This is a genomic window from Priestia aryabhattai B8W22 (assembly GCF_000956595.1).
Classification (GTDB): Bacteria; Bacillota; Bacilli; order Bacillales; family Bacillaceae_H; genus Priestia; species Priestia aryabhattai.
On sequence record NZ_JYOO01000017.1, the window covers coordinates 38,583 to 61,504 of the forward strand.

23 protein-coding genes are annotated in these 22,922 nt (G+C 39.6%); 10 read left to right on the forward strand and 13 right to left on the reverse strand.

Annotated elements, in window-relative coordinates; translation table 11 throughout:
* Window positions 1-15: 15 nt before the first annotated feature.
* Window positions 16-1,371 carry a hemolysin family protein gene (locus N178_RS14505; RefSeq protein WP_025749495.1) on the forward strand — a complete coding sequence of 452 codons (1,356 nt, stop codon included), beginning with the start codon at window positions 16-18 and terminating at the stop codon, window positions 1,369-1,371.
* Between the two features lie 52 nt (window positions 1,372-1,423).
* Here N178_RS14505 and N178_RS14510 read toward each other — a convergent pair whose 3' ends face one another.
* The 4 genes from N178_RS14510 to N178_RS14525 are packed head-to-tail and all read right to left on the reverse strand — an operon-like array spanning window position 1,424 to window position 6,205.
* On the reverse strand, window positions 1,424-2,134 hold the full coding sequence (locus N178_RS14510; protein ID WP_045293050.1) for an ABC transporter ATP-binding protein: 711 nt from the start codon (window positions 2,132-2,134) through the stop codon (window positions 1,424-1,426).
* Window positions 2,131-3,276, reverse strand: a complete 1,146-nt coding sequence (locus N178_RS14515; RefSeq protein WP_045293051.1) for an ABC transporter permease — start codon at window positions 3,274-3,276, stop codon at window positions 2,131-2,133. Before N178_RS14515 ends, N178_RS14510 begins: the two co-directional genes overlap by 4 nt.
* Complete coding sequence (locus tag N178_RS14520) at window positions 3,273-4,496, reverse strand: ABC transporter permease (RefSeq protein ID WP_045293052.1); 1,224 nt, start codon at window positions 4,494-4,496, stop codon at window positions 3,273-3,275. The genes N178_RS14515 and N178_RS14520 overlap by 4 nt, the downstream gene beginning before the upstream one ends.
* A gap of 14 nt (window positions 4,497-4,510) precedes the next feature.
* Window positions 4,511-6,205, reverse strand: coding sequence for a DUF6583 family protein (locus tag N178_RS14525; RefSeq protein ID WP_045293053.1), 1,695 nt, complete (start codon window positions 6,203-6,205; stop codon window positions 4,511-4,513).
* A gap of 515 nt (window positions 6,206-6,720) precedes the next feature.
* Between N178_RS14525 and N178_RS14530 the strand changes: the two genes are divergently transcribed.
* Complete coding sequence (locus tag N178_RS14530) at window positions 6,721-7,038, forward strand: iron-sulfur cluster biosynthesis family protein (protein WP_045293054.1); 318 nt, start codon at window positions 6,721-6,723, stop codon at window positions 7,036-7,038.
* A gap of 54 nt (window positions 7,039-7,092) precedes the next feature.
* Here N178_RS14530 and N178_RS14535 read toward each other — a convergent pair whose 3' ends face one another.
* From N178_RS14535 to nagE, 5 genes are all read right to left on the reverse strand, one after another.
* Complete coding sequence (locus tag N178_RS14535; RefSeq protein ID WP_045293055.1) at window positions 7,093-7,410, reverse strand: hypothetical protein; 318 nt, start codon at window positions 7,408-7,410, stop codon at window positions 7,093-7,095.
* Window positions 7,411-7,574: 164 nt separating this feature from the next.
* Window positions 7,575-7,754, reverse strand: a complete 180-nt coding sequence (locus N178_RS26010) for a hypothetical protein (protein WP_080890191.1) — start codon at window positions 7,752-7,754, stop codon at window positions 7,575-7,577.
* Between the two features lie 142 nt (window positions 7,755-7,896).
* The gene (locus N178_RS14540; RefSeq protein WP_045293142.1) at window positions 7,897-8,616 is read right to left on the reverse strand and encodes a DUF554 domain-containing protein; all 720 of its coding nucleotides are present in this window, start codon (window positions 8,614-8,616) and stop codon (window positions 7,897-7,899) included.
* Between the two features lie 146 nt (window positions 8,617-8,762).
* Window positions 8,763-8,951 carry a hypothetical protein gene (locus N178_RS26015; RefSeq protein WP_080890192.1) on the reverse strand — a complete coding sequence of 63 codons (189 nt, stop codon included), beginning with the start codon at window positions 8,949-8,951 and terminating at the stop codon, window positions 8,763-8,765.
* A 115-nt stretch (window positions 8,952-9,066) separates the two neighbouring features.
* Window positions 9,067-10,944 carry an N-acetylglucosamine-specific PTS transporter subunit IIBC gene (gene nagE, locus N178_RS14545; RefSeq protein ID WP_045293057.1) on the reverse strand — a complete coding sequence of 626 codons (1,878 nt, stop codon included), beginning with the start codon at window positions 10,942-10,944 and terminating at the stop codon, window positions 9,067-9,069.
* A 328-nt stretch (window positions 10,945-11,272) separates the two neighbouring features.
* On the opposite strand from nagE, the gene nagA reads away from it, so the two are divergent.
* From nagA to N178_RS26020, 6 genes are all read left to right on the forward strand, one after another.
* Entirely contained in the window at window positions 11,273-12,457 is a 1,185-nt protein-coding gene (gene nagA / locus N178_RS14550; protein ID WP_045293059.1) for an N-acetylglucosamine-6-phosphate deacetylase, read from the forward strand.
* 2 nt (window positions 12,458-12,459) lie between these two features.
* Window positions 12,460-13,197: a glucosamine-6-phosphate deaminase gene (nagB, locus tag N178_RS14555; protein ID WP_045293061.1), complete on the forward strand. Its 738-nt coding sequence runs from the start codon at window positions 12,460-12,462 to the stop codon at window positions 13,195-13,197.
* Window positions 13,198-13,254: 57 nt separating this feature from the next.
* On the forward strand, window positions 13,255-13,980 hold the full coding sequence (locus N178_RS14560) for a GntR family transcriptional regulator (protein ID WP_025749507.1): 726 nt from the start codon (window positions 13,255-13,257) through the stop codon (window positions 13,978-13,980).
* Between the two features lie 15 nt (window positions 13,981-13,995).
* On the forward strand, window positions 13,996-14,721 hold the full coding sequence (locus N178_RS14565; RefSeq protein ID WP_045293063.1) for an SIS domain-containing protein: 726 nt from the start codon (window positions 13,996-13,998) through the stop codon (window positions 14,719-14,721).
* A gap of 351 nt (window positions 14,722-15,072) precedes the next feature.
* Entirely contained in the window at window positions 15,073-15,585 is a 513-nt protein-coding gene (locus N178_RS14570) for a DUF6241 domain-containing protein (RefSeq protein ID WP_045293065.1), read from the forward strand.
* Window positions 15,586-15,680: 95 nt separating this feature from the next.
* Window positions 15,681-15,860 (forward strand): hypothetical protein, encoded by a 180-nt coding sequence (locus N178_RS26020; protein WP_080890193.1) that lies wholly within the window; start codon window positions 15,681-15,683, stop codon window positions 15,858-15,860.
* A 78-nt stretch (window positions 15,861-15,938) separates the two neighbouring features.
* Here N178_RS26020 and N178_RS14575 read toward each other — a convergent pair whose 3' ends face one another.
* From N178_RS14575 to N178_RS14585, 3 genes are all read right to left on the reverse strand, one after another.
* Window positions 15,939-16,397: a GNAT family N-acetyltransferase gene (locus N178_RS14575; RefSeq protein WP_045293066.1), complete on the reverse strand. Its 459-nt coding sequence runs from the start codon at window positions 16,395-16,397 to the stop codon at window positions 15,939-15,941.
* Window position 16,398: 1 nt separating this feature from the next.
* Entirely contained in the window at window positions 16,399-16,677 is a 279-nt protein-coding gene (locus N178_RS14580; RefSeq protein WP_045293068.1) for a YesK family protein, read from the reverse strand.
* A 140-nt stretch (window positions 16,678-16,817) separates the two neighbouring features.
* Entirely contained in the window at window positions 16,818-17,324 is a 507-nt protein-coding gene (locus tag N178_RS14585) for an SUKH-4 family immunity protein (RefSeq protein ID WP_237758477.1), read from the reverse strand.
* A 456-nt stretch (window positions 17,325-17,780) separates the two neighbouring features.
* Here N178_RS14585 and N178_RS14590 point away from each other — a divergent pair, with 456 nt between their 5' ends.
* Window positions 17,781-20,972 carry a S8 family peptidase gene (locus N178_RS14590; RefSeq protein ID WP_045293072.1) on the forward strand — a complete coding sequence of 1,064 codons (3,192 nt, stop codon included), beginning with the start codon at window positions 17,781-17,783 and terminating at the stop codon, window positions 20,970-20,972.
* Window positions 20,973-21,011: 39 nt separating this feature from the next.
* Here N178_RS14590 and corA read toward each other — a convergent pair whose 3' ends face one another.
* The gene (corA, locus tag N178_RS14595; protein ID WP_013055874.1) at window positions 21,012-21,983 is read right to left on the reverse strand and encodes a magnesium/cobalt transporter CorA; all 972 of its coding nucleotides are present in this window, start codon (window positions 21,981-21,983) and stop codon (window positions 21,012-21,014) included.
* Window positions 21,984-22,515: 532 nt separating this feature from the next.
* Here corA and N178_RS14600 point away from each other — a divergent pair.
* Window positions 22,516-22,887: a PilZ domain-containing protein gene (locus N178_RS14600; protein ID WP_034270461.1), complete on the forward strand. Its 372-nt coding sequence runs from the start codon at window positions 22,516-22,518 to the stop codon at window positions 22,885-22,887.
* Window positions 22,888-22,922: the final 35 nt, after the last annotated feature.

Sequence of the window (22,922 nt, forward strand, 5' to 3'; positions counted from 1 at the left end):
AAGTAAGTATATTCATTGATAACCATTAACTTAATTATTTTTGCGATTTTAATTGTACTCACTGCTTTTTTCGTTGCTTCAGAGTTTGCAATTGTGAAGCTTCGTAGTTCACGGGTAGATCAACTTGTTGCTGAAGGAAAAAAAGGAGCGAATGCGGTTAAAACCGTGACGACACACTTAGATGAGTATTTATCTGCGTGTCAGCTTGGTATTACGATTACTGCTTTAGGACTCGGTTGGTTAGGAGAACCGACTGTTGCGAAGATTTTAGAACCTCTGTTTGAAGAAATGGGTGTTGCTGCATCTTTAACCCATATTCTTTCATTCATTATCGCATTTGCGCTTGTAACGTTTGTTCACGTAGTTGTTGGTGAATTAGCGCCAAAAACATTTGCGATTCAAAAAGCTGAAACAGTTACGTTATTGTTTGCTCGTCCGTTAATTTTATTCTATAAAATTATGTTCCCTTTCATTTGGTTACTAAATGGTTCTGCCCGTTTATTAACTGGCATGTTTGGATTAAAGCCAGCTTCAGAGCATGAACTTGCGCACAGTGAAGAAGAGCTGCGCATTATTTTATCAGAAAGTTTTAAAGGCGGGGAAATTAACCAGTCCGAATATAAGTACGTGAACAACATTTTCGAATTCGATAACCGTGTTGCTCGCGAAATCATGGTACCAAGAACAGAAATTTCAGCTGTTTCTGAAGACGACAGCATTGAAGATTTCTTAAAGCTTGCTGTAGAAGATCGCTACACTCGGTACCCTGTTACCGTTGACGGAGACAAAGATAATATTATCGGCTTAGTCAACGTCAAAGAAATTCTAAACGATGTCGTAATCAACGATGCGTTAAAAAAGCAAAGCGTGAAGCTTTATATGAATCCTATTATTCAAGTAATTGAAACTGTAGCGATTCAAGACCTATTGCGCTCGATGCAAAAGAAACGTACGCATATGGCTGTGTTGATTGACGAGTACGGCGGTACGGCAGGGATCGTTACCGTTGAAGATATTTTAGAAGAAATCGTTGGAGAAATTCGAGATGAGTTTGATACAGATGAAAAGCCGCTTGTTCAAAAAATCAGCGATCAGCATTTTGTCTTTAACTCAAAAGTACTGCTTGAAGAAGTCAACGAAGTGCTTCATATCGAAATTGAAAATGATGATATCGATACAATTGGCGGCTGGATGCTGATGCAAAATATCGATATTCAAGAAGGCGAATCGTTCAAACTTTTTGGATACGAGTTTATTGCAAAAGAAATGGACGGTCACCAAATGAAAGAAGTGGAAGTACGTGCCCTTCCTGAGGAAGAACGCGTGCAGCCTGAAAGTCATTCACCAGAACAAGAAGTTACACAAGCATAATAGAAAGAGCCGCTTCTTCATGAAGCGGCTCTTTTTTTATTATTGCTTACTCTTAATCATGCAGCAGCTTATACACAACGTTCTCTTCTGCATCTTCCCCCGTCTTTTCCTTTGCTTGGTCCATCGTGCCGACAAACTCCAGCTTTCCTTCCTTTAAGACCGCAAACCGATCACACACGCCCAAGATTTCATTCAAATCATGGGTAATATAGATAATCGTCTTTCCTTTTGCCGCCAGCTGTTTAATATAACGAATAATCTCAAGCTTGGACTGCAAATCAATTCCGACCGTAGGCTCATCCATTAACAAAACGGACGGTTCATGAATAAGCGAAACGGCTATATTTAACTTTCTCTTCATACCTCCTGATAAATTTTTCACTTTTCCCTTCCATCTTCCTTCCAGCTGTACAGCTGAGCAAAGAGACTGAAGCTGTTCATTCGACAAAGAGCGTGAAGCCATTTTGCTCCACATTTTCATGTTTTCTTTTACGCTAAGCTCTTCCCACAGCGCTATATCTTGTGGAACGTAGCCAATGACTTCTCGAATCGCTTTTTGATTTTTCTTAAGCGATAAGCCTCCAATCGTGACATTCCCACTTGAAGGAGCCGTAATGGTAGACAAAATAGACAGAAGCGTCGACTTACCAGCGCCGTTTGGCCCTAAAAGTCCAATGACTTCCCCACTTTCTACGGTCAGCGTAACATTTGCTAACGAACGTTTTTTTCCGTATGTTTTGCTAACATTGTTAATTTCAATCATTTGATGCTCCTCACATTCCACACTATTTTAAATGCGCACAAACATATGCATGCAATGGAAACAGCTATCTCTTTCCAAATGAGCGTAAGCGGCAGTGCATGCTGATACAGAAGCAGATGCTGCGGAAGCCACTGACTTATTTTTTCAATCGTTGCAGAAAGCTCTCCTACCGGGAAAAAGCTTCCTCCTATTATGCTGAGTCCTGTGACCATGACAACGCTGATCATATAATAAGATCCAACTCGCTGACTTTCACTTGCAAACCACGTGCTCAAAGCAACGCATACAACCACATAAATACACATATACAGCAGTACACCGTAAGACTCTACTCCATAAAGCCATTTAAATAAAGCAAAACTGATGCAGGCTTGAAGCACGTATAAAACAGCATAAGCGGCGCTGACGCCTCGAATATAACCGTAAAGTCCTTTTTGCATCGTTTTCATTCGTTTAAAAAGATGCCTTCTCTCTTTAATCATCCAATCTGATGTGATGCAGCAAATCAAAAGCGTAAAAAATCCCCATAGCGGCACGTATCCGGTCATTTGAACGCTCCCTTGCTTCGTACGCTTCTTCGTTCCTTGCTCCTCGTAATCAATTGTCATCAGCGGCCTTGGCTTCCACTGGTTATCGGTATAGTGATACGCCTCTTTCCATAAATCTGGTCCTGCCTGAATGTGATAGACTTTATATAAAAAACGCACTTCATTTGCCGCTTTAACATTTGTTGTTAACCTTGTCACTTCACTCGCCACGACTTCTCGAACCGCTTCTGTGGCAACTGAAGAAGGCAGCGTGAGCAAATCAATGACTCCTTGATAATTCCCCGCTTCTACTTCTTCCTGAAATCCGTTAGGAAACATAAAAATGCTGTCAATTTTATTTTTTGCCAGCTGCTTTCTCGCTTGTTCTTCGTTCAGAGAAAGAAACTGAATTTCTGTTGTTTTCTGTAGTCGATCCATCACTTGTTTAGACATGTTGCTGTGATCTTGATCGACAAGAGCAACAGGGATTTTTGAATCACTTTGTACTTTTGCTAAAAATGAGCTGCTGATGACCGTTCCTATTAAAGGTAAAAAGAAGATCATGACAATAAGCATAGGACGCTTCAGCAGCTGCTTTATTTTTTCACTGATCATTTTCTCCACCGCCTTTGCATAATCATCACGTAGCCAACAGCAAGAACAAAACTTCCTGCTGCCGTAATGAGAATAGGCGTAAGGTAAAGAAAAGCTTCGTTTGTGTTATATCCATCAAATTCATAAAATAACAGCTCCAAGACGCGGGTGTTGAGTGACCATTTCTGAAAACCACTCGCCCAGTCCGGTAAATAGACGACCGGCACAACATGTCCACTTAAAATCGCACTCAGCAAAATGAACAGCAAACCGGTTATTTGATAAGCTTTTTGTGATAAAAAAAGAACCCGAAGAAGTAAAAACAAACATAAAAAAGCAAGCAAACTTCCGCTTACCCCTAAAAAAAGCTCTCCGTACGTACCGGTTACAGGCAGTTTCAGTCCTTTAATGAGGCTTCCAAACAAAACGACAGATACCGGCAGCAAAAGAACAAACAGAGCCGTCAGCTGCGCTAAATAAATGTGGACAAACGATACACCTCTTGTTTTCATTCGAGCCAGTACGGGATAAGTCTGCGTTTCACTAGCAAGCAGCCATCCGCCGTAGCTCCAAATCATAAGCAGCAAAGCAGCAAAAGACAGGACGTAATATTGCTTCATATCCTGCTGAAAGAAACTCGTTTCTACTTGTTCATCAAATAAACTTCCTCTATCTAATACATGAAGCCCAAACGTTACTAAGCTCTTCTTAAACTCTGCGTGTCTATTTTTATCAGAGACATTTTCTTTTTCTAAAAAGGTATTAACCGTATTAATACCGCTTTGAGCGGCTGACGTGTAGTCAGCTGCACTTTCCATCACGTAGCGAAACAGCTGTGACTGAAGCGGCTTATTGTTGTTTCCAATGACGTGTAAAGGCTGATTTTTCCCATGAGCAATATCGTGACTAAAACCTTTTGGCAGCGTTACAATGGCTGCCACTTTATTTTGCTGCAGCAGCTGTTTAGCTTTCTCTTCATTCGTGTAAAGAGGCTTCATGATCTTGCGAAGCTTACCTTCAGTCAGCTGTTCAATGACGTACTTCGTTTGTGCAGTATCATCTTTATCCACAATGGCCACGGGAAACCGATTGACTTTCTCCTCACCTTGCATGGTCTGACTAATAATGATCCCTGCTCCAAGTAAAAACAGAGCAGGGATCATTATTAGCAGTATGAGAGATTTTATATTTTTCAATAGAGCTTTACATGTAAAAAGAGTCAAAGAGAAATATATCTTCATCTGCTTTGCACCTTTTAGTAACCAGCGGTTCCCATATTCATCATGAGACCTTGAACATTTTTAGCGAAATTTTCTTGAATCGACAGCATATCTTCAGGCGTTACATCTTTTACGTTTGTCGCATTAGATGCGTCAAGCTCTGGAATAGTGGCTGATTTTTTTAATTGAGAAGCAGAGTCAATTTTTAACGTAACGTTTGCCGGATCTGCTTTTGGTCCTATTTTTGTACGAATATCAAACGAATAATCTGCTTTTCCTTTTGAAGCACTTATTGCTTGATTTTGCTTTACTTCTCCGTTTACTACTAGATCTTCTTGATCACCTAAGTCTAAAGAGAAAGTACGGTCAGCCGTTTGTTTTGCATCGGTTTTACCGTTGATTACTGAATTCATTTTAAACGTCATATTCGTGTCTTCATCTTTTGAATCTTTTGTTAACAAATGAATAGACATATTTTCTTTTCGTTTATCACTTTCCGTTGTTACGTCATTTTTCATATCAAACGTAAGCACATCATCCTTACTGTTCTCCGTGAGTACTGTTTTGAACTGCTTCGCCGTTTTGTTATCTTCGTACGGAACATTTTTAGTCACAACGTTAATCTTTCCTTTTTCGTTAGAAGCATTTTTTACGCCCATGTTCATATCGCGAGCTACCACAACATCATCTTGAACGTACACAGTTGATTTAACACCGCCAGGGTAAGTCGTATCTTTTGCTTCTTTTTGGAAGTCTTGAAGACTTTCTTTTACTGATTTTTTCAATTCTTTTGGATCTGCCATATCTTTTAATTCTGGATTTGTCGCTGCTGAAGATTTAAATAGCTTAGACACGTGATTTGCATAGATAGTATGAAGCTTGTCATCTTTTGCTACCTTTGCAATAAGCTTATCCATAAATTGTTTTGTTTCTTTGTCAGACATGTTAAGCGTCACGCTTGTTAACTGAAGCGTTTTGCCATTTGTTTTATAATCCACATTTTTTTCTTTTGTAAAATAATCGCTGTCTAACTCATCATAAATGAACGTTCCGTACTCTTTTGCAATGTAGGTCTTTTCTTTTTCCGTTAACTTTAAATCCTCTAAACTTACGTTGCTCGTGTTAATATCAAGCGTTTCAGGACCTGAATACGAAGGATCGAACTTACGCGCTACCTGTCCATATTCGTCTAAGTTTAAATAGAAATATTCATTTGCTAGAATCGGAGCTTTAAAGCCTATTCTTTCTTTCGTTTGAAAACCTTCTAGGTCAAGCGCTTTTGAACCGCCGATATTAAGAGCCAGTGAACCGTATCCTTCACTTTTTTTCGGATCTTGTTCCGCTTTAATTTTAATTTCAGCTTTACTGATAAGATCTTGAATCATTTTAAAGCTTGGATCATACGAAAGTGAATCCATGTTAAAGCCGCCTTTAATAGTAGCATTTGTGGTAGAAGGCTGCTTCATCGCTTTTTCCTGATAAGCCATCGTTTCACTGTACTTCGTTTCCAATTCATCTGCTGCTTTTTGGTACGTATTTACTTCAGAGATTAAGTATAATTGCTTAGGAGATTTTTTAAATACCGTAGCAAATGTAATTGCTCCTCCAATAATCACAATTAAAGCTGCCAAAATGATAATCCATTTAGCCGGCGCTTTTTTGGGAGCGGGCGCTGTTTCTAGCGAAGCCGCTGTTTCGTCTGTTGTTCTGTTTTGATCTTTCTCACTCATCTAGACCAGAACCTCCTATGTATTTTGTTAGTCACTTTGTACATGATAAGGAATGGTTTCCATAAATTCTACTACTTCGACAAAATAAGACAATAATTAGTCCGATAAACCGATGTCTTTCGGTGCAATACCGTGTGCAAAGTACTCTACTTAAGTACCCAATATATTGAAAATAAAACCAATTATTCAAAACTATCTCAATAACTATTAAAATACGTAAATGACTTATCCTCTTGTATTTTTACAATATATTCCTATCATTGAGCATTTACACCTAAGAATTACGAAGCGCAGTTTTTTTAGCTTATCTCTTTTTTCTTTAATCACATACAGGTGATATCTATGTACGTCTTTATGAAAACATGATAAAAACATCAGCGTTTTGTTCCATTTTGAAAGGGAAATACTAATAGTAAGAAAGCTTTTTTCTTGCCCGTGACATAAAAATCAAATAAAGTATTTCTAAATACATTTCACACAATTTAATTTGAGGATAGAAAAAGGAGGATATCATTATGAATATACGCGTCACTCCTTCTGCAAAAGAAGCGTTGCAGAATGTGGAACAAAACCAAATGATTCAGCTTTCTTTTGATCGGGGAAGCTGCGATATTGTTAATACAATTTATGAAATGAAGATCATCTCAAAGCGCACTCTTCAACCCTACGAAAAAGTGGTAACGGTTGAAGACTTAGAGTTTATTGTTGATGATGACATGGAAGAAGTTTACGACAATGAGCTGGTGATTGATCACGCAGCAGGTGCTTTTGTCTTCAAAAATCATAACCAAATTTTTAATAACCGCGTAGGATTGCGCTATATCAATTCATAGAAAAAAGCAGGGAGCTCCCTGCTTTTTTTCTTGCATATGTTAGGTCAATCGCTTTTATCGATTGACCTTCAACCGCTCTTGGATAAATAACAAAACGTTCACAAGGCTATTTTCTTCATATACATTCACCTGCTGACGCTTAAATTCTCCTTGTTCATGGTAATAAATAATATCTCCTGTTCCTTTGTCTTCATTTATATGTAAATGAAAACTAAGCGGCGTCGCCAAAATAGATCCGTCTTCATCTCGCTGAAGAATTTGACAAAGCGTTTGATTCCCTTGTTTTTCAGATAAAAAGTCATAGCCAAATTGATGTGCTAACTTCTCCACTTGTGCAGCAATAAGAGCTGTAATCGGTTGATTGTCTTTCATAAGCAGTATTTCTCCTTACTTCATCTCATTAGGGTTTTATTATTAGTATACTATACCTTAAACTTCTGGAGCTAACGACTTACCCTGTGCAAATCATGACCACATGTCCATCCGGATCTTTTATCGTAAAAAACGAAAAATCATCAAAAGAAGTAATTGGAGACTCAATCTAAAGACGAACAAATGAGATAACTGAGTTGGACCACTTGCCACGCCGCTGTTGATTTCCGTGCAAGACTTCGCTTTCCGCGGGCGGCCGCTGAGCCTCCTCGTCGCGTACGCTCCTGCGGGGTCTCCCCTGTTCCGCTTTTCCCGCAGGAGTCTTCGCCTTGCCCTCCAATCAACAGCTAGAAGCAGTTACATACAGTAAACCTGCCTTCACCCTAACCATGAAAAAATCCGAACGAGTTGAGTTTTTTATCAAGAATCTCAATTCATCATTCGGATTTTTTCACCTAACATACTTTTGTCCGAGTCTCTTTTTTTTCATAAAAAATATGTATGCTGTACAACTACAATCACAACCGCAATCAAAATCGAAGGCAGTAAATTGGCAACTTTAATTTTAATAATTTCTAATAAATTAATTCCAATCGCTAAAATTAATACCCCGCCTACTCCTGTTACTTCAGCAATGATACTATTCATTAAATCTTGCGGCACGACTGCATTAATTTGCGTAGCAAATAACGCAATGATGCCTTCGTACAGAAATACAGGCACCGCTGAGAAAATGACGCCTATTCCAAGCGTAGTCGCTAATAATAACGAGATAAACCCATCCATCACCGCTTTCGTAAACAATACGCTGTGATCGCCTCGTATTCCGCTGTCTAATGCTCCTACGATTGCCATCGCTCCAATAACAAAAATCAACGTTCCTGTCACAAAGCCCTGTGAAATACTGAATGTTTGCTTGTCATTTTGTTGCGATTGAAATTTTCGTTCAATCATATTGCCTAAAAGGTTTAGCTTTTCATCTAAATCAATGAACTCACCAATAACCGCTCCAATGGCTAAGCTCAAAATTACAATTAAAAACTGATGACTTTTAAAGCCCATTTGCAAACCGAGCGTAATAACGGATAACCCCATCACTTGCATCACCGTCACGCTTACTTTTTCAGGAATGCGGTGAGCAAACTTGCCCATTAATGTTCCTACAACAATCGCTAATCCATTGACTAATGCTCCTATAATAAACATGCCGTCACCTTTACTCTGAATAATGCCGCTTCTTTTTTCATTTGTTCTACTCCCTCTCTGCTCCACACTAGCTGTATCAAACACCCTAAATTTTAACACAAAATTCTTTCAATTATGAAGAAAAGAAAAAAGAGATTGAAACGTAACTAGATTACCCCCATATAAAAACGAACAAATAGGATACATGAGCTGATTGCTTGCGACAACGCTGTTGATTTCCGTGCAAGGCTTCGCTTTCCGCGGGCGGCCGGTAAGCCTCCTCGTCGCTTATGCTCCTGCGGAGTCTCACCTGTTCCGCTTTTCCCGCAGGAGTCTTCGCCTTGCCCTCCAATCAACAGCCAGAAGCAACTAAATAGATTAAATCTACATTCACCATCACAATAAAAAGATCCGAACGCTTCATCGTTCGGATCTTCTTTTAACTAGAACAGGTTTGTTCCAACCTTTTTATTAAAATGTAATAACATCTTTTGTACCTTGCTTTTGGTAGCCTGTTTTTAACAGCTTCACTTCTTTATCCGCTGGCAAGTTGGTAAATACAACTGGTGTCACAATAGAGGGTGCATGCTTTTTAACATAGTCTAAATTCACCTGTAAAAGAGGTGTTCCTTGTTGAACGCTGTCGCCTTCTTGAACAAGCGCTTCAAATCCTTCTCCTTTTAAATTCACAGTATCTAATCCAACGTGAATGAGAATTTCAATTCCTTCTGTTGTTTTTAAGCCAATCGCATGTTTTGTTGGGAATACGGTCATGACTTCACCGTTAATCGGTGATACGAGCGTTCCTTCAATCGGTTCAATCGCAAAGCCGTCACCCATCATTTTTTGTGAAAACACTTGATCTTCTACTTCACTAAGCGGCTTTACAACGCCTTCAAACGGTAAAACAAACTCTGTGTGTGCGTCTGCTTGAACAGCCTGTTGTTCAACAGGTGCACCGGTTGACGCCGTGCCGTATTGAACTAATTGATTCATTGCGTCTGCAACAAACTCTACTTCCGTTCCGACAATGACTTGAACATTTGTTTTGCTGAGCTTCATAATTCCTCTCGCTCCGTGGCGCTTTAAGGCAGCTTCATTAATATTGCCGGCATCAGCTACTTGTAAGCGAAGACGAGTCGCACAGTTATCAATTACGGTTAAGTTTTCTTTTCCGCCTAAATCTTCAATAAAATACGATGCCATATCCACATATTTATCGCCTGTTGCTACAACCGTTTCGTTTGATGTGTCTACTTCTTCATCATCTTCACGTCCCGGTGTTTTTAAATTTAACGCTTTAATCAGCGTGTAGAAAATGACAAAGTAAATCACTGCATATACAATTCCAATTCCCGCTAACAGCAGCGGTTTTTGTGAAATTCCGTAGTTTAAGAAGAAGTCAATGGCACCTGCTGAAAATCCAAATCCAGCGTGAATGCCAAGAGCAACGGCTAAAGCCATCGATATTCCCGTTAAAACGGCATGAATAACGTATAATAGCGGTGCTACGAACATAAATAGAAATTCAATTGGTTCCGTAATTCCTGTTAAAAAAGAAGTAACAGCAAGTCCGATTAACATACCGCTGACTTGTTTGCGCTTTTCTTTTTTAGCTGCTGCAACCATCGCAAGCGCAGCTGCCGGTAAACCAAACATCATAACCGGGAAGAATCCAGACATGAATGTTCCTGCCGTTGGATCTCCTTTAAAGAAGCGATTCAAGTCTCCCGTTACGCCGTGATAGTCTCCGAATACAAACCACACTAAGCTGTTTAACACATGATGCAGTCCAATTGGAATCAACAGACGGTTTAAAAATCCGTATATACCTGCACCAAGGGCTCCTGCTCCTGTAATCCACGTTCCTAAGTTGTTAATTTGATCTTGAATCGGCGGCCAAATAACGCCAAAGATTCCTGCAAGCGCAAGCATAACGACTGACGTAATAATCGGCACAAACCGCTTTCCTGCAAAGAAGCCGAGCCACTCGGGCAGCTTAATCGCTGAGAAGCGATTGTATAGTAAACCGGCCGTTACCCCTGAAACAATCCCGCCGAGTACACCCATGTTAATATCTTTATCAATAGCTACAGTTCCTTTTGTTAACACAAAATAACCAACGACTCCGGCAAGTGCTGCTGCACCGCTTCCATCTTTTGAAAGCCCTACAGCAATTCCGAGTGCAAACAGTAGTGCTAAATTCGCAAAAATCGCATCTCCGGCTTGAGCCATAAATGGAATATCCAATAAGTCCTTTTGACCCAAACGAAGAAGCAATGCCGCAGCAGGTAATACTGCGATTGGCAGCATAAGCGATTTACCAATACGTTGTAAAAAATTCAGCATGTTTCTATCCCCTTTGTATAACGTATTTAACCCGATGTTACGAGCAAGGATTTTCGTAACAGTATTTATCGGATGACAAGTTACCGCATTCATCCCCGGCCTATGATTACATCATCAGCTGAAATGAAGGCGGTTTTACTGCATGGACTCATACTAGCACATAAAATATATAGTTGTCTATACCAATTTTATTTTTAAAAACCTCTCTATATCAATGTTAAAAGCCCTTACAAAACTTTCTAGTTTACAAAAAAGAATCAACTGGTCTAGACAACTATTCCAAAAAGCGTTACACTTAAATCAATACAACGAGCAAAGGAGTGTATGTATGGATACACATTCATCCATCATTATTTATAATGTAACCGTTTATAGTGAAAATCAGACATTAAAAAACGGGTATATTAAACTAACGAACAAGAAAATTACTGAAATCGGAGAGATCCATCAATACGTACGTCAGTCGAATGATCATGTGATTGAGCTTTCTCCTTCCTATAAAGTGATTCCTGGTGCCATTGATGTGCATATTCATGGCGTTAACAATGCCGATGCGATGGACGGTACGGCAGAAGCATTAAAAACAATGGCGCGCACGCTCCCAAAAGAAGGTACAACAAGCTTTCTAGCAACCACTATGACGCAGTCGAATGAAGCGGTTGAAAAAGCGCTTCGCAATGCGGGGGCTTATATAGAAGAACAAACAGATAGAGATGCTGAAATAGTTGGTATTCACTTAGAAGGTCCGTTTATTTCACCAAAACGTGCGGGTGCACAGCCGCCTACTCACATTCAAGATCCGAATGTAGCACTGTTTCAAGAGTGGCAAAAAGCAGCCGAAGGACATATTAAACTTGTCACATTAGCTCCGGAGCAGCCAAACGGCTTAGCACTTACTTCTTATTTAAAAGAAACAAACGTTGTCGCTTCTATTGGCCACTCCGACAGCACATATGATCAAGTTGGTAAAGCTATCAAAGCAGGAGCTTCTCATATTACGCACTTATATAACGGCATGCGCGGCCTTCACCATAGAGAGCCGGGCGTGTTAGGCGCCGCTTATTTGAGAGATGAATTATTTGTAGAGCTAATTACAGACGGCATCCACTGCCGACCTGAAATGGTCAAGCTTGCGTACGATCAAATTACAAGTGAACGCATGATTCTTATCACGGATTCTCTTCGTGCCAAATGGCTAAAAAACGGTACGTATGATTTAGGAGGACAGCCTGTTCACGTAAACGACACAACGGCTACCCTTGCAGACGGAACGTTGGCAGGAAGCATCTTAAAGATGAACGATGCGATTAAAAACACGATGAGCTTTACGAACTGTTCATTAGAAGACATCGTAAAAATGACTGCTGAAAACCCAGCAAAACAGCTTAATCTGTTTGATACAAAAGGAAGCCTCAAAATTGGAAAAGATGCGGATATCGTGGTATTAAATGAAAACTTAGATGTTGAAATGACATTTTGCCGAGGCACATTGAGCTTTCAAAAGGAGGACTAACAATGAATATCATCCAAGTGAAAAATTACAGTGAAATGAGTGCAAAAGCAGCTGATATGCTGATTAGCAAACTTCATGAAAAGCCAAATATGAATCTGGGACTTGCAACGGGAGGCACGCCGAAAGGATTATATGATCGTTTAATTCAAGATCATAAAGAGCACGGCACGTCTTACAAACACGTTACTTCATTTAACCTAGATGAATATGTCGGAATGAATCCGCAAGATCCAAACAGCTATCACTACTATATGGCAGATGCGTTATTTAATCACATTGATATTGACGCAAGCAGCACCCATGTTCCTAACGGCTTAGCTGATACGCCTGAAGAAGAGTGCCGCCGCTACGATGAAATGATTCAAAATCACGGAGGCATTGACCTTCAGATTCTTGGAATCGGCCAAAACGGACACATTGGCTTTAACGAACCCGGTACATCATTCAACTCTCCTACTCATATTGTGACGTTAGAAGAGTCAACGCGAAAAGCCAATGCACGCTACTTTAATTCTCTTGACGAAGTGCCTACTCAGGCAATTACAATGGGAATTGAGTCGATTATGAAAAGCAAAGAAATTTTACTGCTTATCTCCGGGGAAGCCAAAGCAGAAGCGATGTATGAGCTGCTTAACGGAGAAATTACAGAGAACTTTCCCGCTTCTATTTTAAAAAGGCATCACTGTGTTACAATTATTGCGGACCAAGAAGCTTTAAGTAAAGTATCGACTGCGGTTTAATTTATAGCCTCCTCGTCTCTTTTAGATGAGGAGGTTTACATAAAGGAGAGAACTCACGTGATTGATAAAAGCTCACCTCTTCCGATTTATTATCAAATTGAAGAACAACTAAAAAAACAAATTGAAAACGGAGAGTTAAAACCAAATGATTCGCTTCCTTCTGAACGCGAGTTTGCAGAACGATTTGAAATCAGCAGAATGACCGTTCGCCAAGCGATTAATAATTTAGTAAACGACGGTTATTTATACCGTCAAAAAGGCCGCGGCACCTTTGTATCTGAAAAAAAGCTGGAGCAGCAGCTCGTTGGATTAACGAGTTTTACAGAAGATATGAAAGCGCGCGGAATGGTGCCAAGCAGTAAGCTGCTGAGCTTTGAAATTATTGCGGCTTCAGAAAAAATTGCCGAGCAGCTGCACATTTCTCTTCATGCACCTGTTTATGAAATCAAGCGTATTCGTTTAGCTGATGACGTGCCAATGGCGCTCGAAAGCGTGTATGTATCCGCTAACTTAGTCAAAGGACTAACAGAATCCATTGTTAATGACTCTCTCTACCGCTATATTGAAGAAGAGCTCGGGCTGAAAATTGGCGAAGCCAATCAAACACTAGAATCCATTTTAGCTTCTGAAACCGAAGTGAAGCATCTTGGAATCAGCTCATATTCACCGGTTCTACTGATTCAACGAAATACGTATTTGCAAGACGGCACGCCGCTTGAAGTGGTGAAGTCTTCGTACCGAGCAGACCGCTATAAGTTTACGATTAACATGACACGATCTTAACTAAGGAGTTTTTTTATGTCTAGTTTATATCTACAGGAACTAACAAAACTGCTTGCTAAAGTGGAGGCGCATGAACAGCAGGCAATGGAATCCGCAGCCGAGAAAATTTCACAGCAACTAGCTTCTCATCACCTCATTCACTTATTTGGGTGCGGTCATTCTCATATTTTAACGGAAGAAGTGTTTTACCGTTCCGGCGGGCTTGCACCGATTCATCCTATTTTTGTAGAAGAACTGATGCTTCATAAAGGAGCTTCGCGCTCTTCACAGCTAGAACGTAAAAACGACTATGCCTCCACCTTTATGGAAAAAGAAGATATCGTACCAGGCGATATTATGATTGTCATTTCTACGTCAGGCGTAAATCCTGTTCCCATTGATGTGGCTTTAATTGCAAAAGAAAAAGGCGCCTTTGTTATCGGTCTTACCTCTCCTTCTTATGCCACAAGCCGGGCTTCGCGACATAAAAGCGGAAAATACCTTCATGATGTCGTGGATCTTGTTATTAACAATCATATTCCAAAAGGAGACGTTCTTCTTCATCAGCAAGACATTTCTTTCGCTTCTGGTTCTACTGTAATTGGAGGTGCTATCTTAAACGATATCCTATCTAGAACCATTCAAAAACTGCTTAGCCGCGGCATCACGCCTCCTATCTTTTTAAGTGGAAACATGGAAGGTTCAGATGAACATAACCAGCGGTTGATTGATGCTTACAAAGGAAGAATTAATACCCTATAACAGCCCGTGCGGCTGTTTTTTTGCACAAAAAAAAGATGCTTAAAAGCATCTCATCAAAGTCGGACTGTACGATTTGGACTAGATCTCCTCTTTATCAGTAGAAGTCTTGTTCACAGCACCATAACCTACTTATCCGACATAATTACTATGTTTAACATAAGTATACTCTTTTATACCTTAGGTGTCAAACAATAATTGTCCGTACTGCTACCCCACTTCGTGTCATTCTCACTACCTACTACAATGGCAATATACTAGTACCTTATATTTACTATACCAGTAAATAAGTTTATACTTATACATAGTTAGGTATATATACATATTTTTTATGAAGTGAGGAGCTAACGTTTTATGAAGAAGATCCTATTTTGGACATTTATAGCAGCCTGCTGTACGGTCATTATTGCATTAGGTGTTGGGTTGATTAGCGCTTTCCATACTAAATCTGCCCTTCCATCAGCTAAAGAAAGTAAGGAAAAAGACCAACAATTAGAAGAGCAAGTTTCTTATATAGGAGGAACGCCTGAGCCCGAAGTTGAACTGAATCAATCTACAACTGAAGAAACAGTCATTGAAACGATGCACAAAATGACTCATCAAAAAGTATATTCTCCTGATAAATGGGGCGCAGTCGAAATGACTTCGGCTAATATTCAAAAAGTTAAACATGTATTAGAAATGAATGAATTTGAACATAAAGCTCAGCTTCTTCAAATCTTAACTAAATGGGAGAATAATGATTTTAGTACGGTAGTAGAAGATCATAATTACTTTTGGACTCTTCAAGGAGGCAACATTGGAGAAGCAACGGGCAGACTCAGCGAATCGGACGAAAAAACATTTATTAAAAACAATTTCCGTTAGTTTCTTGCAATAAGCTAGACGTAGAAAAGCGGCTGAGACAAAAGTGTTTTTGTTGAGGGTGAACGTAGATTTCATTTGTTTCGTTCTTCTAGCTGTTGATTGGAGAGCAAGACGAAGACTCCTGCGGGAAAAGCGGAACAGGTGAGACCCCGCAGGAGCGTATGCGACGAGGAGGCTCAGCGGCCGCCCGCGGAAAGCGAAGTCTTGCACGGAAATCAACTGCGTTGTCACCAGCGGTTCAACTCATGTATCTCATTTGTTCGTCTTTCGATTAATTTAATTTCGTTTTGTCTCAACCTCTTCTCTTGCTGTCATACTTATTATTCTTTATGTTTATAACCATTAGCAGCCTATTATAAATGGAGCTTTAATCCTTCATGAGAAGCAGTAAATCCAAGCTTTTGATAAAAACGCAAAGCCTCTGACCGCTCTTTATCCGTTGTTAATTGTACTAACTGACAATTACGTTCTTTCGCTCGTTCAATCGCCCATGTAATCAGCTGATATCCAACCCCTTTACCGCGCTCTGATGAAGCTGTTCGAACTCCTTCAATCGTTGCTCTCCACCCGCCTTGTCGTGCAATGTGGGGCGTAAAGGTTATTTGTTGAACACCTATTACTTTACTATCTTTACATGCGACAATCAGTTCATTGTTTGAATCCGCATCAATTGCCTGAAATGCTTGAACATAACAGGCTGGAAGCGGTAATTCGTAGCGCTCTCGTTTGCTTCCAAGCATATCATCAGCGAGCATTTCAACAATTTTATCTAAATCTTCCCGGACTGCTTCTCTAAAGGTTATTTCTCCCATTTCAAACAGCACCTTTCCTGTGTCTATTTATGATGGTAAAAAGAACGCTGACGAACAAGCTCAGAACCGACGCCAAGAACAAAGCAGCCGCTAAAGCACCAAGACCCCTTCCTTCAAAGCCGCCAACTCCAAATATGCTATATAGAAATAGAAACATGCTTATTAGCATGCTGCTAAGTGAAATCCCGTACTGCACGGGCGAGTTCTTTCTATAGAAGAAATACGACGCACCAAACAGCAGTACAAAGAAAGCACCCATTAATCCAAATAAAGAAATCATTTACACCTTCCTCCCTCTTTAAAAAAGGAATTTATATCCATTATATACTATCATTTTTATTTATTCTATCTATATTAATAGCCCTGCAGCCACAACTAAATAGACATGACCAAAATGGTCATGTCTATTTTTCTACTATATTAAAAAGAAAGTTCTTTGAACCAAAAAGAATAAGGGGCTAAACAAGCTTCATCAATTTCATTCATTCGTTTTTTGCATCGCTGAAGCACCTCAGCAGGAATGTGTCGCTCTAAGTATGCAGATTCTCCGTTCGCTTGAATCGTTTCTTCTACCAGTTCTTCAAACACATCTAAGCATGCTAAAAACTGTGGAAAAGTTGTATTAATAAAGCGCTCGCAGTCATCGTTGGACGTATCGAGCAGTACAACAGAACCGTTTTTGTGGTGCAGACAAATTGGATCTCCGGCGCCTGTTGTTCCTAAAAACCAATAGTGTTGATAGCGAGATGATAACTCAAATGTTTCGCATAGCGTTGTTAGCTTTCCTTTTGATGAAACGAACTCTAGAAATGGTGAAGCTTCTTTTGGCAATCCTTTTTCTGTTAGCAACTTCTTTATCTCTTTATCAATATCAAGGGGTGCAAGCTGTTCGGCATCAAACTTCATTCGTTTTTCCTGTCGTTGCATCACATTTGACAACTTCTTTCACTCCTTTTCACCATTTGCTCTTTCTTTGCTTTTGTTTATTATAAAAGAAATCCAGCTCGTATTATATGCTACAAATGAACTTAATTAGACTGAAAATTTTTCCAATCTTTATTTATATAGCCCGATTTCCTCTTTATAAACACAGGTAAAAAGAAACCGATTAGATTTTCTCCAACAGATTCTGCTTTTAAAAATAATTCTCATTCCCTTCTTCCCTTTTCAGCATACTCTCGCCTCTTATAAATAGGCTCAACCTTTATTATTCCAATTTTTTCTACTTTTTGCAACTAGGACTTATCTCACCATTTATCCTATGAGATTAATAACTTGACAAAATATCAAAATAAGCAACAGTAATTATTTACAAATTTTTAAACTTTATGGTTTAATAGGTATGTAATTCCTGTTTTTTACTATATTTTTTGGAGGTTTAACATGAAAAAAGGGTCAATTTATCGTTTTATTGCTTTTGCTTTAATGTTCACCTTGTGTTTTAGCCAATTGGGCTTACTGAAAACACAAGCAGCAGGCAATCCTCCTGCTAATGAAAAAACATTAAGCATTGGCAAAGCAGCAAAAGGAACATTTACAGAACCAGAACAAGCACATTGGTACAAAATTAATCCTTCTAAACAAGATGTAGCAAAGTTTTCACACTACCGAATTAGGCTTCAAAGTGATGATGAAGTAAACATCACAGTTTACTCTAGTCTTGAAAATGCCAAAAACAACGTGGCATTTGACCGTTATATGGGATACTCCTACAAAGACGAGCCTGCTCAGCTAGATTTTCCAATCGCCTGGACTGGCCCTTATTATGTGAAAGTTGAGTATTATGGAGATGAAGATATCATCATCGAAGACGATACAGAAGAAGATGGAAAAACACCTTCTGAACCTCAACCGGAATTAAAAACAGAAGTTCCTTACACAATCAGCTATGAAGGCGCTTCACTTCCCCCTTCTCAAATGGAGGCAGAAGAATGCCCGGCTGAATTGAGTACAAGCCAAAAAGAAAACGGAAAAGGTATTTTAAAAGATTTGCGTACGATTCGCGACGCTGTGCTTTCAAAAACAGCAAGCGGAAAAGACCTTTCTTCTCTTTACTACAAAGCCGCTCCGTTTATCAGCTCTAAAATGATTATTGATAAATCGATGCGTGAACAAGTATACAAAGATTTAGTTCAGCTAAAGGGTCTATTTACAGATGTGGCGAAAAACGGCGCATCAAGCACGTACATGATTACAAGTGCTGATCAAAAAGCAATCAATGATTTATACAGCATCGCATATAAATCCGTGCCGGCTGCTTTAAAGAAAGATTTAGAAAAAGTAGCAGCGCAGACAAAATTAAAAGACGTAACGGACTTAAACGTATCGTCTGTATTAGTAAGAGCTAAACTAGTCAGCGCAAACAGCGTTTCAACAAAAGCGGAAACTCGCTATATTGTTAAAATAAAAGATGGTGCAAATGCTAAATCATTCAAAACAAAAGCACAGTCAAAATCAGCAGGCATTGAATCTATTAATCCATTAAAACAATCAGCTGCTTCTTTTGATAATATGTTTGTTATTCAATTAGATGACAGCAATGGAAAAAGCTTCAGCACGTCATCTGCTCAAGGTAAAATGACGGCAAAACAAATTCAGGCACTTCCTGAAACTGAATTTATCGAGCCGGTTCAAGAGTACCACGCTCTTTCAATGGATTCACAATATCCGTATCAATGGTCATTAAATAACACGGGTAAAAATGACGGTACTCAGCATGCCGATATTCAATACGAATCACTTGAAAAATTACTAAACGGTCAAAAGTTAAAAGATACGGTTATTGCCGTTGCGGATACGGGCGTCGATTCATCACTAGCTGATTTAAAAGGCGTGGTGGATACAAAAACAGGCTATAACTATGTGGATCGTTCGTCAAATGCAACTGATGACAATGGACATGGAACTCACGTAGCAGGTATTATCGCAGCCTCTGCAAACAATAACTATTCAATGGCCGGTATTAATTCTCATGCAAAAATTTTACCGGTTAAAATTCTAGACGCATCTGGAAGCGGAGATACAGAACAAATTGCGTACGGTATTAAATATGCGGTTGACCACGGTGCAAAAGTCATTAACTTAAGCCTTGGCGGATCTTACAGCCGCGTGCTTGAATATTCATTAAAATATGCATACGACCATAACGTAACGGTTGTAGCAGCAAGCGGAAACGACGGTATGGAAGAACTCTCTTACCCTGCTTCATCTGCCTATGCGATTTCAGTAGGCGCATCAAACCGTTTAGATATCGTATCTGACTACTCAAACTATGGAAAAGGATTAGATATTACAGCTCCTGGCTCTGATATTCCAAGTCTTGTTCCAGACGGAAACGTTACTTACTTAAGCGGAACATCAATGGCAACACCTCACGTAGCTGCCGTTGCGGGATTATTGCTATCCCAAAACCCAGGCTTAAAGCCAAAAGACGTTGAAAAACGCCTAACGGATACAGCTAAAGATATTAAGTTTGATGAAAAAGATGCTCCTGTATACGATGATGAAGAAAGTCCAGCAGCTCCCCCTGCTCCAGGCTACGATTACGTATCAGGATGGGGACGTTTAAATGCGTACAGCGCGGTAAGTGCACAGCAGCTGCAAGCGCAGGTAAATACATTTGTCAGCACGCAAAAAGTTTTTACAGGTAAAGCTCAAAGCGGTTCAACTGTTAAAGTAATGAGCGGCTCAAAAACACTTGGCACTGCCAAAGCTGATGCAAAAAATACGTTCTCTGTGAACATTCCAGCTCAAAAAGCTGATACCGTTTTACAAGTGGTTGTAACAAACGGAAAAGCAAGCACGAGCATTCGTGCAGTTGTTCAAAAAGCACCTGCCAAACCAGCGGTAAAAGCCGTGACGAATAAAGATGAATACGTAACAGGAACGTCTAAAGCGAATTTTACGGTAAATGTTAAAAACAGCGCTAAAAAAGTGATTGCTTCGGCAAAAGCTGATGCAAAAGGCGCGTTCAAAGTGAAGATTCCAAAACAAAAAGAAAACACAGTCTTGTATATCACGGCTACAAACAGCCAAAAGCAAGAAAGTGAAGAAGTAAAAGTAACGGTGCGTGACGTTATTGCTCCAAATGCACCTAAAGTGAATCCAGTCAGCGACGCGGATACAGCTATTAAAGGAACAGCAGAAGCAAATGCATCTGTTGTAGCGAAAGTGAACAACAAAGAAATCGGCAAAGCAAAAGCCAATGCAAAAGGTCAGTACAGCATAACAATTAAAAAACAAAAAGCAGGTACAGCAATCAGTGTAACAGCAGCAGACGCAGCCAACAACACAAGTAAAGCTACGACTGTAAAAGTGAGCGATAAAACTCCCCCTGCTGCACCAAGCGTAAATGCTGTCACAACAAAAAGCACGGCTGTAACAGGTAAGGCAGAAGCAAATGCTACCGTAACGGTAACAGTAAACAAAAAAAGCATCGGCTCTGCTGCTGCTAACAGCAAAGGACAATACTCAGTAAAAATTAAAAAACAAAAAGAAAAAACAGTCTTAAGCGTAACGGCAAAAGACAAAGCGAACAATACGAGTAAGGCAACAACAAAAACAGTGACAAAATAAAGAAAAAAGGCGCTTGGCTTATGGCCAAGTGCCTTTTTGTTATAGCAGCTGTTTGTTTTTAAAGTATTTCCACATTCCCCACGTTAACACAATTAACATAACAATAATAACAGCAGTAGCCCAGTGGGAATTCTGATATGGAATCGGCACGTTCATTCCAAAAAATCCGGTTACGAACGTTAGCGGAAGCATAATCGTTGAAATTAACGTTAAGACGTTCAGCTTTTCAGATGAAGTTGCATTGGTAATAGAATAATACGTATCAAGCGCACTGTTTACGAGGTCTCTAAACGTTTCGGCAGAGTCTACAATACGCTCTAAGTGGTCAAGCAAGTCAATGTAGAAAGGAACATTTTCTTCTCGTATATCGAATTTCCACTTTCCATTCACCGTTAAGAAAATTCGGCGCTGAGGCAGAATAACGCGCCGGATTAAGATAATCGTTCTTTTTAACGCCAAGAACTCTTCCGTCACTCCGCGCACTTCTTTGTTGTAGATTTCGTCTTCTAATTCATCAATACGCATGTCGATTCGGTCTAAAATCGGAAAGTATTCGTCCGTGATGCCATCAATCAAAGCATATAATAAAAAGTCGGCGCCGCGGTTCATAAACTTTGGATAGCGTGAGCATACAGCATCCATTTTGCGAAGCCAGCCCATTTTATGTTTATGAATTGTTACTACGTAATTTGATCCGACAAAGGCATTTAACTCAAGCGTCGTAATCTCGTCATCACTTTCTTCATTATAGCGAAGCGCGTGAAAAACGAAAAATTTATAGTCTTCGTAATCATCCATTTTAGCGCGAGGACTGTCGTGTAAGCAGTCTTCAATCGCCAATGGGTGAAAATCGAATAATTTAGCAATTTGAGCAAGCTCTTGTCCGTGGACATCATACAAATCAATCCACAGCAAATTATCAGGATTGCGCAATTTCTCATGCACGTCTCCTAAATCAAGATTCGTTACCATTTCTTTTGTTTCATCATCATATAAGTATGTTTTAATCATTGATTTTTCACCTCACATCATTGAGGCATTAAGGAGTATTTTCCTTCGTTGAAATGAGAGGAACACATACACCTTTGCTGCCCCTATCTTGTTTTGCAGTAACCTTCATCGAAATGGGGTCATCAGTGCCCATTCATCTCACCTCCTAATTAGTTGAAGGAACGCTGACTTGTAATACAGCTACTTCACAAAGTTTAATTTTAACATACAATCCAACTCTAGCGTAGCGCTTTTTTCAAAACCTTTCCCTCTCTATTTAAAGTTTCAAACAAAACTTCCGCCACTATAAAAGCCCTACTAGTATACCCGCTATTTAATAATCCGATCGTACTCACAATCGGCAATCGATAACTAAGACCCCCTGAATCCTCCCACAAAGGTCTAGAATATCTACTATGGCCGGTCTTTGGCCATGGTAGTATTCTACATCGATAAACATTATATGGGTGATGGGGAAAAACGTGTAGGAATTTTTAGACTTTCATCGAATACTTACTTAACAAACTTAGATTACGAAAAGGACTGATGATACATGCATTTTAAACGTGAAGAACCGTTTCGCTTTTTATTTGAGACTCCCATTGTTGGAACGTTTTCCATTGCTAAATACGACAACAAAGAAATTGATTCTAAGCCCGGTCCTTTGTCTGTTATCGACCTTTCACCAAAAGGAATCAAAATAATTACGCCGCTTGATTTACCTATTTTCAACCATCAAATTCAGCTAAAAATCAGCTTTTATTTAAATGAAAAACCCATCCATATTACCGGACTTTGCGTGTGGAAAGAAAAACGGCACACCGAATACCTTTATGGCATTGAAGCGTTTAACGATGTGGAAGAACAAGCAATTTTAATTACAGAACTCAAAACCTACGCCAAGAAAAAGCAAGATACGCAATAAAAATAGCGCTCATTTGTTTTACTCCCCTTTTAAGA

Bases quoted from the DNA above. Each gene is read 5' to 3' on its own strand.
- corA (WP_013055874.1), bottom strand. From the start codon at position 21,983: ATGATTAAAACATACTTATATGATGATGAAACAAAAGAAATGGTAACG.
- nagA (WP_045293059.1), top strand. From the start codon at position 11,273: ATGGATACACATTCATCCATCATTATTTATAATGTAACCGTTTATAGT.
- N178_RS14575 (WP_045293066.1), bottom strand. From the start codon at position 16,397: ATGGGAGAAATAACCTTTAGAGAAGCAGTCCGGGAAGATTTAGATAAA.
- N178_RS14540 (WP_045293142.1), bottom strand. From the start codon at position 8,616: ATGTTTATTATAGGAGCATTAGTCAATGGATTAGCGATTGTTGTAGGA.
- nagE (WP_045293057.1), bottom strand. From the start codon at position 10,944: ATGCTGAATTTTTTACAACGTATTGGTAAATCGCTTATGCTGCCAATC.
- N178_RS14510 (WP_045293050.1), bottom strand. From the start codon at position 2,134: ATGATTGAAATTAACAATGTTAGCAAAACATACGGAAAAAAACGTTCG.
- N178_RS14600 (WP_034270461.1), top strand. From the start codon at position 22,516: ATGCATTTTAAACGTGAAGAACCGTTTCGCTTTTTATTTGAGACTCCC.
- N178_RS14520 (WP_045293052.1), bottom strand. From the start codon at position 4,496: ATGAAGATATATTTCTCTTTGACTCTTTTTACATGTAAAGCTCTATTG.
- nagB (WP_045293061.1), top strand. From the start codon at position 12,460: ATGAATATCATCCAAGTGAAAAATTACAGTGAAATGAGTGCAAAAGCA.
- N178_RS14535 (WP_045293055.1), bottom strand. From the start codon at position 7,410: ATGAAAGACAATCAACCGATTACAGCTCTTATTGCTGCACAAGTGGAG.
- N178_RS14525 (WP_045293053.1), bottom strand. From the start codon at position 6,205: ATGAGTGAGAAAGATCAAAACAGAACAACAGACGAAACAGCGGCTTCG.
- N178_RS14590 (WP_045293072.1), top strand. From the start codon at position 17,781: ATGAAAAAAGGGTCAATTTATCGTTTTATTGCTTTTGCTTTAATGTTC.
- N178_RS14585 (WP_237758477.1), bottom strand. From the start codon at position 17,324: ATGCAACGACAGGAAAAACGAATGAAGTTTGATGCCGAACAGCTTGCA.
- N178_RS14565 (WP_045293063.1), top strand. From the start codon at position 13,996: ATGTCTAGTTTATATCTACAGGAACTAACAAAACTGCTTGCTAAAGTG.
- N178_RS14530 (WP_045293054.1), top strand. From the start codon at position 6,721: ATGAATATACGCGTCACTCCTTCTGCAAAAGAAGCGTTGCAGAATGTG.
- N178_RS14580 (WP_045293068.1), bottom strand. From the start codon at position 16,677: ATGATTTCTTTATTTGGATTAATGGGTGCTTTCTTTGTACTGCTGTTT.
- N178_RS14515 (WP_045293051.1), bottom strand. From the start codon at position 3,276: ATGATCAGTGAAAAAATAAAGCAGCTGCTGAAGCGTCCTATGCTTATT.
- N178_RS14570 (WP_045293065.1), top strand. From the start codon at position 15,073: ATGAAGAAGATCCTATTTTGGACATTTATAGCAGCCTGCTGTACGGTC.